Origin of the sequence: Flavobacterium sp. EDS, from assembly GCF_020991525.1 — a bacterium.
In the GTDB taxonomy this organism is placed as follows: domain Bacteria; phylum Bacteroidota; class Bacteroidia; order Flavobacteriales; family Flavobacteriaceae; genus Flavobacterium.
In genome coordinates this window covers 15,221-30,158 of record NZ_JAJMOZ010000020.1, presented here as the reverse complement: position 1 = coordinate 30,158, position 14,938 = coordinate 15,221, and the positions used below count along the sequence as shown (strand labels likewise).

The 14,938-nt window shown below is 28.3% G+C and carries 13 protein-coding genes; 7 read left to right on the top strand and 6 right to left on the bottom strand.

Annotation, left to right across the window (positions count from 1 at the left end; translation table 11 throughout):
- Positions 1 to 212: 212 nt before the first annotated feature.
- Positions 213 to 635, top strand: coding sequence for a hypothetical protein (locus tag LPB87_RS19090; protein ID WP_129538567.1), 423 nt, complete (start codon positions 213 to 215; stop codon positions 633 to 635).
- A 4-nt stretch (positions 636 to 639) separates the two neighbouring features.
- Here the strand turns inward: LPB87_RS19090 and LPB87_RS19085 are convergent, their stop codons facing one another.
- Both LPB87_RS19085 and LPB87_RS19080 read right to left on the bottom strand, forming a co-directional pair.
- Positions 640 to 993, bottom strand: a complete 354-nt coding sequence (locus tag LPB87_RS19085; protein ID WP_230728944.1) for a DUF1622 domain-containing protein — start codon at positions 991 to 993, stop codon at positions 640 to 642.
- A gap of 185 nt (positions 994 to 1,178) precedes the next feature.
- On the bottom strand, positions 1,179 to 1,550 hold the full coding sequence (locus LPB87_RS19080; RefSeq protein ID WP_129538569.1) for a hypothetical protein: 372 nt from the start codon (positions 1,548 to 1,550) through the stop codon (positions 1,179 to 1,181).
- 258 nt (positions 1,551 to 1,808) lie between these two features.
- On the opposite strand from LPB87_RS19080, the gene LPB87_RS19075 reads away from it, so the two are divergent.
- Both LPB87_RS19075 and LPB87_RS19070 read left to right on the top strand, forming a co-directional pair.
- On the top strand, positions 1,809 to 2,834 hold the full coding sequence (locus LPB87_RS19075) for an LLM class flavin-dependent oxidoreductase (protein WP_129541046.1): 1,026 nt from the start codon (positions 1,809 to 1,811) through the stop codon (positions 2,832 to 2,834).
- A gap of 283 nt (positions 2,835 to 3,117) precedes the next feature.
- Entirely contained in the window at positions 3,118 to 3,294 is a 177-nt protein-coding gene (locus LPB87_RS19070; protein ID WP_129538570.1) for a histone H1, read from the top strand.
- Between the two features lie 85 nt (positions 3,295 to 3,379).
- Here LPB87_RS19070 and LPB87_RS19065 read toward each other — a convergent pair whose 3' ends face one another.
- The 4 genes from LPB87_RS19065 to LPB87_RS19050 all read right to left on the bottom strand — a co-directional run bounded on the left by LPB87_RS19065 (position 3,380) and on the right by LPB87_RS19050 (position 7,817).
- Positions 3,380 to 3,751: a YegP family protein gene (locus LPB87_RS19065; RefSeq protein WP_129538571.1), complete on the bottom strand. Its 372-nt coding sequence runs from the start codon at positions 3,749 to 3,751 to the stop codon at positions 3,380 to 3,382.
- Between the two features lie 46 nt (positions 3,752 to 3,797).
- Entirely contained in the window at positions 3,798 to 5,021 is a 1,224-nt protein-coding gene (locus LPB87_RS19060; protein ID WP_230728943.1) for a PAS domain-containing sensor histidine kinase, read from the bottom strand.
- 317 nt (positions 5,022 to 5,338) lie between these two features.
- Positions 5,339 to 5,989 carry a response regulator transcription factor gene (locus LPB87_RS19055; protein WP_230728942.1) on the bottom strand — a complete coding sequence of 217 codons (651 nt, stop codon included), beginning with the start codon at positions 5,987 to 5,989 and terminating at the stop codon, positions 5,339 to 5,341.
- 76 nt (positions 5,990 to 6,065) lie between these two features.
- Positions 6,066 to 7,817, bottom strand: coding sequence for a HAMP domain-containing sensor histidine kinase (locus LPB87_RS19050; protein ID WP_230728941.1), 1,752 nt, complete (start codon positions 7,815 to 7,817; stop codon positions 6,066 to 6,068).
- A gap of 729 nt (positions 7,818 to 8,546) precedes the next feature.
- Here LPB87_RS19050 and LPB87_RS19045 point away from each other — a divergent pair.
- From LPB87_RS19045 to LPB87_RS19030, 4 genes are all read left to right on the top strand, one after another.
- The gene (locus tag LPB87_RS19045) at positions 8,547 to 9,104 is read left to right on the top strand and encodes a GNAT family N-acetyltransferase (RefSeq protein ID WP_129538575.1); all 558 of its coding nucleotides are present in this window, start codon (positions 8,547 to 8,549) and stop codon (positions 9,102 to 9,104) included.
- A 590-nt stretch (positions 9,105 to 9,694) separates the two neighbouring features.
- Positions 9,695 to 10,426 carry a hypothetical protein gene (locus LPB87_RS19040; RefSeq protein ID WP_230728940.1) on the top strand — a complete coding sequence of 244 codons (732 nt, stop codon included), beginning with the start codon at positions 9,695 to 9,697 and terminating at the stop codon, positions 10,424 to 10,426.
- A 229-nt stretch (positions 10,427 to 10,655) separates the two neighbouring features.
- Entirely contained in the window at positions 10,656 to 12,218 is a 1,563-nt protein-coding gene (locus tag LPB87_RS19035; RefSeq protein WP_230728939.1) for a histidine kinase, read from the top strand.
- Positions 12,219 to 12,323: 105 nt separating this feature from the next.
- On the top strand, positions 12,324 to 14,921 hold the full coding sequence (locus tag LPB87_RS19030) for a zinc-dependent metalloprotease (RefSeq protein WP_230728938.1): 2,598 nt from the start codon (positions 12,324 to 12,326) through the stop codon (positions 14,919 to 14,921).
- Positions 14,922 to 14,938: the final 17 nt, after the last annotated feature.

The window sequence follows — 14,938 nt, the reverse complement described above, 5'->3', positions numbered from 1 at the left end:
AATATATTCTATATCAAACATCTAAATATTTAGAATCAAGTGATAGCAATAATGTTTTATTTAATAACGTTTTTATCACCATTATTCCAACCTCAATGATAAATTACTATTTGCTTTTAAATAACCATTTTTATAATTTTATTCTTAAATTATGAACCTACAACTAATCTGTTTTTTAAAAGAGCACAAAATTAGTTATCCTAATAAATTAAATGAAAACACCTTATCAAATTTCAGATTTTAAAGGACAGTCTGACGAAAATGGTTACGTAGCGCTTAGCGTTTTCTGTAATAAAGTTTTTAGACTAAATGATGATGCTATTTCAGGATTCTTTGATCCTGAATATCGATTTTATAACAGCCCAAGATCTGAAGCAGCGCGAAAAGATATACGAAACAACATTTCTTTTATAACTGTTACTAAAAAAAGAAGAGCTTCTGGAGAAACTTATACTGTAAGAAAAGTTATAGGAGGTATATATAAAGATGATTTAGATTTTTTTATTGCTCAGGCCAAAATTGCTATACTGGAAAATGATCAACTATTTGATAAAGTCTACAAACAATACGCAGAACAAAGAAATGAACAAGTAAAAATTAATCTGGCAAAATATGGATCTCAAAAAAATGAATAATTAATCACTCTTCTATTTCTTTACTTTTTTGCCAAGGAAATTTTCCTTCGATTTCTACTTTCAACGATAAGCTCAAGAAAGTTCTAATTAACACAATAACTCCTAGCGAAAGCACGCGATCCATTGTTGGCTCCGTTACAACCGTTCCAATAATATCTCCGGCAACAAGAATTTCTAAACCTAATAAAATTCCTTTTCCGAGTTCTTGTCTTAATATTTTATAGGAGCGTGGAACTGATCCTTGAAGTGAGAAAATAAACTTGCCCATCGCTAGCACAATTCCAATAATTATAGTGATAATACCAGTTATTTCAATTCCTTTCGCTACATATTCTATATATAATTTTATCACTTCCATTTTAGCTTATTTTCAATGTATTAATAAGTAAATTACCTCATATAACTATAAATCTTTTAGGCATTATATTAAACTAGTTAATTACATTCTAATCAAAAAAAAATGGAATCTAAGTCATTACTTAAATTCCATTTATATGTTTTTTTGACCTTTATTATTTTTAAAAGGTAAAAATATTAGAAAAATTATTCTTTGTCTTTAGTAAAAAAAATAACTTTTCCATCTTTCTTAAGTTCTGTTTCACCATGCCAATTAGTGTATTCATAATTATCATTATGAGCTTTAACACCAGAAGCTGTAGTGTCTTGAATCATTTCAATCTTTTCACCACTTAAATCAATAGTCAACGTACCTTTTTCATTATTGAAGTTTGTAATTAATTGGATTCCTTCACTGTTAGTAACAGTATCAGTAATAATTTCTGTAGAAGCAGCCACTTCTGTGCTTGGTATACTTGTTGATTCTTTATCAAGTTCCGATTCCTTAGACTCGTTTTTGCAAGAAGTGATGATTAAGGATGCAATCATAATTGCACCAGCTAATTGTATTTTTCTCATTGTATATACTATTATCAAATTAATTTTATTATTCATAAGGAATTTCCCTTATTTTAATAAAAACAAATATTGTGCCAGATTGTAACTTTAAATAAGTAGGTATCTATTGCTTCTTAAGCATTTACCTTTTTGACTATTTTAATTTAAAAAATAATCTAGTATTAAATAAGTACTATGTTTGTTAGTCTAAATTATGCTAACTGATACGTATAAACTGCTATAATAATGCATAGTAAATTTTAGTATCTTTACTGTATGATGGAAATAGGAATAGACAGTTTTGCCTCTGCAATGTACGGAGATAATAATACGCTAAGTAGCGTAGATGCAATGGAGCAATTATTACAAAGAATTGAACTAGCTGATCAGGTAGGTCTTGACATATTTGGTATTGGCGAGCATCATAAAAAAGAATTTTTAGATTCTGCAACGGCAGTAATTTTAGCCGCAGCTGCAGCAAAAACAAGTCGTATACGTTTATCAAGTGCAGTGAGTGTTTTAAGCGCCGCAGATCCTGTCCGTGTGTATCAAAGTTTTGCTACTCTGGATTTAATTTCCAAAGGACGAGCAGAAATTGTCGTTGGGCGTGGATCATCAATAGAGGCTTATCCTCTATTTGGGTTTAATCTTAATGATTATGACCAACTTTTTAAAGAGAAATTGGAACTTTTGCTACAAATACGAGATAATGAATTTGTTACTTGGTCAGGTAAATTTCGTCCTGCTCTAAACAACCTTCCTGTTTACCCACGTGCATTACAAGAAAAATTACCAATTTGGCTAGGCGTTGGCGGAACTCCTGAATCTTTTGTGAGAGCAGGAACTCTTGGATTACCATTAATGGTTGCTGTTATTGGAGGACAAACACATCGTTTTCGTCCGTTAATTGATTTATATAGAGAAGCTGGTAAAGCAGCAGGATTTACTCCCAAAGAATTAAAAGTAGGCTTGCATTCGCCAGGTTATGTAGGTGGTACGAATGAAAAAGCAATCACTGATTATTATCCAGGTTATGCCGAACTTTGGACCAAACTTGGAAAAGAACGCGGTTGGCCTCCTGTTACAAAAACACAGTTTGATAGTCTTATCGACGAAAAAGGAGTTTTGGTTGTAGGGAATCCAGAACAAGTAGCTGAAAAAATCATTAGACATAGTGAATCACTTGGTGGCATTTCGAGATTTACTTTTCAAATGGATAATGCTGGACTTACTCATACGCAATTAATGAACGCAATAGAATTAATAGGAACAAAGGTCATACCGCTAATTAGAAAGGCTGAGTAAGCGTTTTTCCTCTTCTTGAAAGCATAAAACAATACAAAATTTAAACAATTGAGTAAACTATTTACATTAATTAGAAGAGATTAATAAAAGTCAATTTATTATAGTTTATTAAAACTGATAAATTATCGCAATATTTTCAATGACTTAGCACTTTTTATGTATTTACAATAACAATTTGAAGTAGAATATTAGGTCGTAAAAAAAATGATCATTTTAACAGCAAAATATTTAGTTCTTACAAACAAAATTTTACTTTTGCGCTCTAATTAAATAAAAGCATATCATGAACGACTTATTCGCCAAAATTACAACTGAATTCGAAACATTCAAAACTGAATATGAGTCTCTAATGGATAAAGGCGTAAAAGCTGCAGGACCAAGAGCTCGTAAATCAACTCTAGAATTAGAGAAATTATTGAAAGAATTTAGAAAAGTTTCTGTAGAAGAATCAAAAAAATAATTCTATCAAATTAAAAGCCCTCTAAGAAATCTTAGAGGGCTTTTTTAATCTTCTTGTTTAAGTAAGTTATCTAACCAATTAAATATTAATATACTAAAGAAGATGTATTTATACTGATTTCAGCTGATTTAGTTTGATCTTCTACAGGAGCATTCAGTGCTTTTTCTTTCAAAAAATTTATTCCTTTATCACGCGAAATCCTATCTTCATACATTTTACTCATTCCGATAATCTTCCCGTTAAAAGCCTTTAAATTAAAATAAACCTTCTCATCTGAAATTGTTTTTTTGAAGAATTTAGTGCTGTCTTGTGAATTCGTTTTTACGGATTCAACTCCTTTTTCACACATAAATTTTCGGGTGTATCCACTGCTTCTTAAAATTGTATCTCCGTTATTGTCAGTAAAATAAAATTGAAACTCATCGTTTTCGTTTTTTACAATTACAAATTTTTCCATTTTTAAAAATTAATTATATATTTTATATTTTAGCTATGCTATTATTTTAATCATTGAATGTTACTGTAAACGTACTTCCCACCCCAACTGCACTTTCAACGCTTACAGCTCCATTCATTGATTCTATTTGGTTCTTAGTGATATATAAACCGATGCCATGTGCATCTTGATGTTTGTGAAATGTCTTATACATTCCGAATAACAAATGCCCGTGTTTTTTTAGATCTATACCCAGACCATTATCAGTTATCGTCAATACTTTTTTTCCATTATCGATAAAAAAATTGAACTCAATTATTAAGTCTCTTTCTGGATGAGCATATTTAATAGCATTAGTACAAAAATTCAATAAAACACTTTCTAAATAAGCTGGATTAAAGTTAATAATTGCATCTTTTGGAATATTGTTTATAATTGTCCCTAAATTTCTATAGTTGTATGCACTAACAACATTTAGTACTTTCTTTAAATAATTGTTTAAGTTTAAAGGCTTAACAACAATATTTACATTATTCTGAATATTAACGATTTGAGATAGATCAGTAATTGTTTTATTTAAATCATCAGACACCGTTCGCAAATAGCTAAAAGCTTCACTATTCTCTATGTTTTTATTTTCTGCATCAATCATATCTAATAGCAATTTTAAATTCCCTGCATGCGAATTTAAATTGTGAGCTACTATATGTGAAAAATTCAGCAACTGGCTATTCTTTTCACTGTACAGTTTCATAGTTTTAACCAATTCTAATTCTTTTTCCTTTTGTGAGGTGATATCTGTATGAGTACCTATAACTCGCAAAGGTTTACCATTACTATCGCGCTCTATTACCTCTCCTCTATCAAGAATCCATTTGTATCTTCCGCTAGAAGTTAATACTCTATGGTAATTTTCATAAAATGGAGTATGATTTTCAAAATGCTCTTTAATTGTTGCATAATACTCTTCCAAATCGTCTGGATGTACAATCTCATCCCAACGCTCTGGATTATCAAAAATAGCGGCCGAATTTACTTCGAGTATTTTAAAAGATTGAGAAGAATAAAAAACAGTATTTGTTCTTATATCCCAATCCCATACTCCAGTATTTGAAGCTTCTAAAGCAAATCTAAAACGCTCTTCTAAAACTTTTAGCTTTAGCTCTTGAGCTCTAAATTCTGATGCATTAAAAAAAAATTCTGAGAAAACAGCACTCTTATCTTCACGAGATTTTGAGCAAATATTTTTTATAGCATTAGAACTACCTCTGTTGTAAAAATCGTATACCATATCATATATTTCTAAACTAATTAATACTTAATTTAAGATGCTCATGGAGCAAAATAAACTCTCTCAAAATCATTTTAATAAATTGCAATAAAATCAAAAAACACATTAAAAAATATCAGAATATATTTATTTCATTATTTACATTACAAATATATTACCAATAAAATCAATACTTTATAGTACAAAAAACTACTTAATATAGAACTTGTACTACAGATTGTAATCTTGTTAGTTGGCTTTATTGCATAAAAAAAAGTGAAGGAATTATACCTTCACTTTTAAAATATTTATGCTAACAAATAATAAAGCCTTTGAAACTAAGTAGTTTCATCATGATATAATTGAAAAATCTTTATGAGTTCGGCCAAATTATCTACTTCTAATTTTTCAAAAATTCTATTTTTATAGGTGCTAACTGTCGTTTTTTTTATTTTTAATAACTCCAGTATTTCTAGATTACCGTATCCTTTAACAAATAATAAAGCTACCTCCATCTCCCTATTTGATAAAGCTTCTAACGGATTTGTTGGTTTTTTTGAAATGTAAGAGTCAAGTATTTTATCTTTTATATTTTGAGTTATATATTTTCCATATGAAATCATTGAATTGATAGCCAATTTCATTTCATCTTCAGAGCTTTCTTTAGTTAAATAACCAGATGCACCTGCATTAAGATACCTCATGGCGTAGATATTTTCTTCTAAAGCAGAAAATATCAAAATTTTTATATCAGGCTGAATCGCCTTAATTTCTGCCAAAATATTTATACTATTGCCATCAGGGAAATTAACATCCAAAATCAATAAATCTATTTTTACTTCTTTTAAAATTTTAAATGTATCTGTAAAAGTTGCCGCCTTGTAAACTGTTGCACTCATAAACAGCTCCTTAATAATCATACCAACTCCCTGACGAACTACAACATGGTCGTCGGCAATTAAAAAACTATAGTTGTTTGAAGCGCTCATTATCTTTCTATTAAATTAATTACACCCTGCTTATTATTCGTAAATATTAAAAAGCAGTAGTGGTTTCTGTAGTATTTTAAGCTGGACTTAAAATTAAATTAAATACAACTATTGTACCTTTTCCTTCTTCGCTTTCCACATTGATTTCACCATCAAATAATTCAACTATTTCTTTGCATAGATTGAGTCCCAAACCAACTCCCAAATCATTCATTTTATTAGAAACATTACCTTGGTAATACAAATCAAATATATTCTTCAAGTTTTCTTCTGGAATACCAGCTCCAGTGTCTTGAATTTCTATTTTTAAATTATATTCATAATCAGAATTTTTATCCAGATCGATAGTAATAGCTATACGGCCGTTCTCTGTAAATTTATTGGCATTACCAACTATATTATAAAAGAGTTGATGAATTTTTGTTGCATCAGAATATACTTCATCGTCAGAATTTAAATTAGAATTTAGTTCTATTTTATTTCCTTTAGTTTCTACTAGTGAAGACAAGGAAGCAATGATTTGATTTATTTCTGTTTTTAAGTGAAAGTTTTTGTTCTTTAGCTTGAGCTCATAGTTTTCTTCTTTAGAATATTCTAAAATCTGATTTGATAATAAAAGCAAAGAATTAGTGGTAAACTGAATAGACTTGAAGGTATCTTTAATTTCAATATCTTGTATAGAAGAGCTTATCTTCTTACTATACATAGAAATTATACTTAAAGGAGATCTAATTTCATGACTTATCATACCCATAATCCTGTTCTTAAAACTTAAACTCTGACGTATCTGATCCTGAGCTATAGTCAATCTTTTCTCATACTCAAAAGCTATTCTAGTAAAGCTAAAAAGTATAATAGAAACAATAAACATTAGTATTATTAAAATTAATAATGTGTAATTTCTAACTGTTATATTTGACTTGTATTGATTCTCTAATTTCTTTTGAGAATCTGCCTGAAGTTCATTAATAGGTTTACTGTAATTAGGTAATACCGTTGCGCTAAGATTTAATAATTTACTATTGAGTTCTGTAAGCTTTAAATCCTGGTTTCTGAGCTTTGTGAATGTCTTTTTTAAATTATTAAACTGACTTTCATAGTATTTATTAGTTGTCAAAAAGACGTTCTTAATTTGATCTTCAATACTTCCAGAAACAAGTTTGTCATTATACTTCATTGTTACAATGATCTTTAACTGTTCTTTTTGTACTTCTGTTTTCCCAGCCAGCGCATCTCCTAATCTAGAAAAAAGACCTTTTTTAGAAACACTGTCGATTTTCATATAAGAATCTGTCTTTATGCTATCTAGAATTTTATTATACTCAAATTTTTTAAAATCTAATATATTTAAAGCTTCTTGATTTTTTGGTTCGGTTTGCAGATTAATAATAGAGTCAATTGTTGATTTTAGAGCAAGGATACCCAACTCTGATTTACTTTTCTCAATTAATACTTTTTTAAACTCTATATTTTTTTCAGTAGCATCATTCAGTTTATTAACCAATTCGCCTGTCTCCATTAATGAAGCCGAATATTTTTCTAACGAAGCTTCATCTTTATTACTTATATAATGATTGTAATATTTTTGAGAATTGATAAATGAATCGCTTATCTCATTGGTCAGTTGCTTTAGGTTTCCTAAATTACTTATTGAGTCAAAATATTTTGACATTTTATCCTCATTTGTAGTTTCATTATGCCAGATTATAACCGCCATAATTTGTAATAGAATAACAAATGCCAGCAAAGTATAATGAATTACTTTTCTATGTTCAAATTTTAGTTTTGCAAAACTAAATCTATCGCTTATCAAATTTTTTTCAATCAAAATATATATTTTTTTAAGATAAAAAATGAGTCAAAAATTACTAACTCATAATAAATGCTTTTAATATAGGTATTTGATGTAGCATCATGTACTACAATTTAAAATAGATACTGCTTTTTTTTAAAATATTAAATTATGACTTACAATAAAAAAAAACAAGCTTAATTGATAACCTTATTTTTATGTAAAAATTAATACTAAACTAAAACTATAACAACTATTTAATAGAGATTTGGGGGGAGTTCTCTTAATTAAATTTAAAAATAAAAATGCTAATACAATTTACATATTTTAATTATATAGAAATAAAATTTCTTTTTTATGAAAAGGATATTATGCAAAAATAAACCGCTAAATTTTATCATTATGTAGAACATTAGAGAATCTAACTCTAGAACTTATTCTACAAATTAAGATCCTTTAATTCTATAAAAAATAAGAATAGGATTGCAATTTAAGCCAAAAAAAATGATTCCTACAAATTTTACAAAAACTTTTATCTAAAAGCTTGTTGCTATCTTAAATGCTTTATTTAATTGTTTATTTTTAAGACAAAAGATAAACATATTTAAATTAAAAATCAGCAATTATTATTTATATAATTTTATTCCATAATTGTTTGATGAAACTAATTTACAAGAAAAAACCCAAATAAAACTTAATATATGTATCCGATTTTGGTATATATACTAGTTTAAGGTATTTTTGCCAAAACGAAAATAATTGGTTATGATAATAAGAAAAGCAACTATAAACGATTCAAATGATATTGTAACATATTTGTTGTTGGCAATGGAAGATATAGTATATAAATTTATTGGTAAAGAAGACTATAACAAAGCTAAAGATTTTTTATTGCATTTTGTAGAAAAAGAAAATAATCAATATTCTTATAAAAATTGCTTTGTAGTAGAAGATGACAATGAAATTGTTGCTGCTGTAAATATATATGATGGAGCTAAATTGCATCTCTTGAGAGAACCTATTGCACAATATGTTAGAACACATTATAATAAGAATTTCAATCCTGAAGACGAAACTCAAAAAGGTGAAATTTATATTGATACATTAGGCGTTAACCCTAAATGTCAAGGAAAAGGTATTGGCTCTAAACTATTACAGTTTTTGATAGACGAATACGTAACAAAAAAGCATAAAACTCTTGGTTTACTTGTGGATGAAGGAAATCCAAATGCTAAAAAACTATATTTAAAATTAGGATTTAAGCCTGTAGGGGTTAAAACATTAGTTGGAAAAAGACTGGAACACCTTCAGATAAAAGGGTAGATTTTTTTATTCTTTTAATTTTATTTGTCATTGCTCAAATCAAACTATTAGCTTAGATATATCGCTTTACATCTTGTGCAAAACAATAACTCCTTTGTCATATTATTAATCACTTTTTTGACCTTCATTATTTTTTTATATTATTACTCAAATAATATAATTTCATTATTTATTTCACGAAATTCTGAGCCTTTTTTTTATAGCGTACTCACTGACAAGTGAGTAAGTTAAATATTTTACAATATTTAACTTACAAAAAATATATTGAACATAAAAAAACAGTATATTAGCAATGTTAAAAGTAAAACATTCTTTACAAATTACTCAAAACCTAAATGAAAGTTAAATATTTTTCTTATAAAATTAATAAGCTCGAAAATAATCTTAACTTTCTTAAGTATAACGTTTATTGAATCAAAAAACTAATTTGAAAATTATTCTCTTTGTTATGAGTTTATAAATTTTGCAAAATATTTATTGACAAAAACATTGAGGATAATCTCGTATAGCTTGAATCATTTGCGTTAGAATAATCATCAAGATATCTTGTTTGCTTTTATAACAACTTTTTAATTATTATTTTTTTGATTATGAAAAAAACTCTATTATTTCTTACTGCATTAATGGTTCTTATATCCATTAATTCTTGCTCTGACTCAGACAGCGACAATTTAGACAATATTAATACAACACAAGCCGATAAGAAGAAACTTATTCTTAAAAAATTTGAAGAATTAGGTTTAGATCCAGCGAATGTTATTTTTTCAGACACAATCGATAGTAGTAATGCTATTACAGTTGAATCTCTAAAAGACTTAGAGAATGTAATGTCTCATGAAATATATTTAGAAAAAAATAAAGAAATTATAAATAATATTAATTCAAAAGAATTCTCTGAAATTTCAAATTCTGATTACTCTAATAATAGGTATTATGACGGGACTAATTATGGATATACTTCTTTTCAAACAGAAGTTCCTGTACCTCAATTATTCAGTCTTTTTAAGCGTAATATGTCTTTGTTTATATCGTTTCAATATGAAAGGTTTGAGTTGCAAAATACTTATGGTGAAAGTGGAATTCGAAATGTTTCTTCAACATTAATAGGTTTAACATTTGGCTACTCATATGATCATATTGACTTTTATCATCGCGGTAGTGGAGCTATGACAGTTCAACTCACAATAAACGGTGTCCTTAATCGTAATATATTTTTTGAGGGCATAGGTACAATTTATAGGAGTAATGTAAAAACAATAGGATATTTTGTTCCAAGAAAAAATAACACTTATGAAGGACAGTTCCGTGTCGTTTCAATATAAGAAAATTAAATATTATTGAACAGTCGATATTATAAGTTAATCTGAATAATTTGAAAAAGTCTAATTTTTACTAATTAGACTTTTCTTGTTCATAGCTCCCTCCTTTTATCTTCATTATGAACAAATTAACATTTATCCTTCGAAATAAAACACTACATTTGCAGCCTTATAAAAAATAATACCACATTACATTAAGGGTCTTTATATCCCTTATTTTTAAGGAACAGCATTGAAATTCACTTTAAAACATAGCCTTTCTAGGCGTAACTTCTTTATTCTAGGAATTGTTTTCGTAGTCCTAACTTTGTTTTCTATTTACATATTAAGCAGTTTAATAACGCAAATATCCGAAAAATCAAATTCGACCAATTCACTACGTAGTTTTATTAAAAAACAAGAAGTTCTAGCACTGGAATTTTCACGTTTTCTAGAAGTTCAAAAAGAAATAACCCAGATTATTGAAATTAGTACTTCTAACAATTTATCGGATAATTTAAAAGTATTAAGTGCCATACACGCCAATCAAAATCTTGTAAAGAACAATTGGTTTCAGATAAATGATGGCAAAATAGAATTTAGCAACTCTAAAAAAAACACCAATTTAACAGCGGAGATAAATGATTTTATTGCTAAAAATGGTGATAAAGACAAATTTAATACTATTACTAAAGATGGTGATAACTTTTTTTGGCGCATTTATATTAAGTCTAAAACTATAAATGGCGAAATAGTACGTTATGGTTATGATATTGATTTAAAAGAATTACGTTTCTATTTTTCAACCGTAGATCAATTGGCCGAAAATTATGCTTTTGTATTTGATAAAGACGGAACTATACTCTATCATCCCGAAATTAAATTTATTAAACAAAATGTTTTTAAAATAACTGATGTCGTTGCATCAGATACAATCTTTGCTCCCAAAAAGGGCTTCACCAAAAGAACTGCTCTTTCAGAATACTTAAAATTAGATATTGTTAGATATACACAACGCCTAAAGGTAGATGATACTGATTGGTATGTTTGTGTAAACTTTCCTGAAAATATTGCTAATGAAGATGTAAACGCTATAAAAAAGTATGCGTCACTAATTTACTTTATAACTACAGCCATCTTACTTGTATTCTTTTATTTGTTTGCGATTTTTACGCGTAAAAGCTTTCAAGAAAAAGAAGATTTGGCTAAAGAAAAAAATAAATTAAGTTTAGAAAATGAAAAAATAAAGAAAGAAAAAGCATTAATTCAATTGCAACAATTAAAGGAACAAATAAATCCACATTTTTTATTTAATTCTTTGAATTCTCTTTATATGTTAATTGAAAGTAATACCAAAGTAGCACGTAAATTCACACTGAATTTGTCTAAAATTTATCGGTATTTAATCAATCCACCAGAACAAAATATTGTTAGTCTTAAAGAGGAACTTCTTTTTATTGAGAAATATATTTTCTTACAACAAACTAGATTTAAGGAAGAGTTTGAATTTACAATTACAATTGAAGACAATAACGCTTTGTTAAAAAAAGTTCCTTATTTATCTTTCCAGATTGCCATAGAAAATGCAATTAAGCACAATATTGCCTCAGATGAAAACCCTTTAAAAATAACAATTATTATTAAAGAAAACATGGTAATCATTACCAATACTCTAAACGAAAAACAAAACTTCGAGAAGGAATCTAAATTTGGTCACAAATACTTAAAGAGTATTTATAATTTTTATTCTAAAAACGATTTTGAGACATTTAAAACGGATGATTTTTTTGTCTGTATTTTACCCTTAATTGAATAAAAAAAGCATTCACTCCCAAAAAAAAGCCACTCACTCCGTTTTAGTTTTTTTTAACGTAACAGATGGAATATTTTAGGCGAAAAATTAACCTAAACTTAACTTCAAATGAGGGAAAAGGCATTATTGAAAAATTTAAAAAACACATTAATTCTACTATTATTAATTAATAGTAGCGTTATTATTGCGCAGAAAAAAGACAAGAAAAGTAGAAAAGAAAAAACAGAACAAGTTAAAGATTCTACAAGTAACAAAAAAGGAAAAAAATATAATGACCTTATAAAAGATGGTACTGTAAAAAAAGGGCTGTTTAATATAATACAAGTTAAAACTGATCTTTATCTTGAAATAAATGATTCTCTTTTTCAAAGAGAATTTCTTGTGGTAAATAAAATTTCTAATGTCCCAATGCAAGTTAATGAGGCTGGACTAAACAAAGGAATGAATTATGAAAACAAGATCATTACTTTTCATAAAGACCTTGTAGCCAAAAAAGTATGGGTTAAATCATCTGTTCCTAGTGTTTCTTCTCCAAAAGGAGATGCAATAACTGCTTCTGTGATTAATAATTTTTCGGAATCTATTATAGAGGTTTTTGATATTGAAGCAAAAAATAATGATTCAACTTCTGTAATTATTAAAGCAAACAAAGTTTTTGATGGTAAACAAAAAAGCTTTAACGATGTTTTAAGCAACATTGGTTTTGGTGGTTCTGTTAAATCGGATCTATCTTATATTGAATTTGCTAAATCATTTCCTAAAAACATTGTGGTTAAATCACAACTTACTACATCAGTAAGTGAAGGTGGTGGTCCTGCCCTATCTGTTACGCTTGGAGTAACTAGCAACATTATTTTATTAGATAAAGTTCCTATGCAACCTCGTTTCTCAGATAAACGTATTGGTTATTTTACAGAAAAACACTGGTACTTTAGTGATGATCAACATGCAATGCGTGAAAAGGAACTAATTACGCGTTGGAGATTAGAGCCAAAAAAAGAAGATATTGAAAAATACCGTAGAGGAGAATTGGTAGAGCCTAAAAAACCTATCGTTTATTATATTGATCCATCTACACCAAAACAATGGCGTTCATACATTATAGAAGGTGTTCGTGATTGGCAAGTAGCTTTTGAAAAAGCTGGATTTAAAAATGCAGTTATAGCAAAAGAGCCTACAGAAGAAGATACAGATTTTGATATTGATGATGTACGTTACTCAGTTATTACATATGTAGCTTCACCAAAATCAAATGCTATGGGACCTGCAGTTGTAGATCCTAGAAGTGGTGAAATTATTGAATCTGACATTATATGGTGGCATAACGTAATGACTTCATTACACAGCTGGATGCGTATTCAAACTGGAGTAATTGATCCTAAAGCTAGAGGGAATAAATTTAGCGACGAACATATGGGTGAAGCTATCAGATTTGTTTCTTCTCATGAAGTAGGACATACTTTTGGTTTAAAACACAATATGGGTTCTTCATTTGCTTATGATGTTGAATCATTGCGTTCTAAAGATTTTACGGCAAAAATGGGAGGAACTGCTCCATCAATTATGGATTATGCTCGTTACAATTACATTGCACAACCAGAAGATCATGTAGAAGCTATTACTCCAAAAATTGGTGAATACGACAAATATGCTATCGAATGGGGATACAGATGGTATGGTGACGAAAAAGAAGAGCACAAGGCTATAAATGATTTAATTGAAAAACATCAAAACGATCCAATTTATTTTTATGGAGAACAACAAGGTGAAATAATTGATCCACGTTCTCAATCTGAAGATTTAGGAAATGATGCAATGAAAGCAAGTGAATATGGCCTTAAAAACTTAAAAAGAGTTGTTAATAGTATTCTAGATTGGACATACGATAAAGATGAATCATATTATGAAACTGGTAAACTTTATATTGGTACTATAGGACAATGGCAACTTTATAACAGACATGTATTAGGTAATCTAGGAGGTGTTTATCTTAACACAACTGTTCATGGTGATAATAAAGCAAGTTATGTTGCTGTTCCTGCTGCAATCCAAAAAAGAGCTGTCGCTTATTTATTAAAAAACAGTATAACTATTCCTGAATGGTTGTTTTTTAATCCAATATTAGATAAAACAAATCCATTAAAGGATTCTCCACTTGGACCATATGAGTATACTCCTTATACCCTAGCAAGAGAATTACAATACGGTATTATCTATAGTATGCTTAGTGATGATCGTTTATTGAGAATTACAGAAGATGAATTATTTCAACGTAATGGAGCTAAAGAAAATGTGTTTACAGTAACGCAATTATTTAAAACCATGCGTCAAAGTATTTTTGCTCCAACAATTCAGAATAAGTCATTAACGATTATGGAGCGTATGACACAAAAAAATTATGTTGATGTACTTATCGTTTCTACAAATAAACTTTTTGAAAAAACAGACGGTAAAAAACTAATCGAAATAAAAGAGAATCTAAACATCCCCCATTTATGTAATCAATTAGATGAATCAAGAATGGCGCGTAACATCAATCAAACCTCTCTTAAGAGAGTTTCAGAAGTTACATCTGATAAAAAAGGAGAATTAAAACAAGTATTACAATTATTGAGAACTAAGAAAAATATTGGAAATCAAGAAACACAAAACCATTATTTTGATTTGATTCAACGAATAGAGAGAGCTTTAAATACCACTTTATAAAACTTTTATCCCAATTA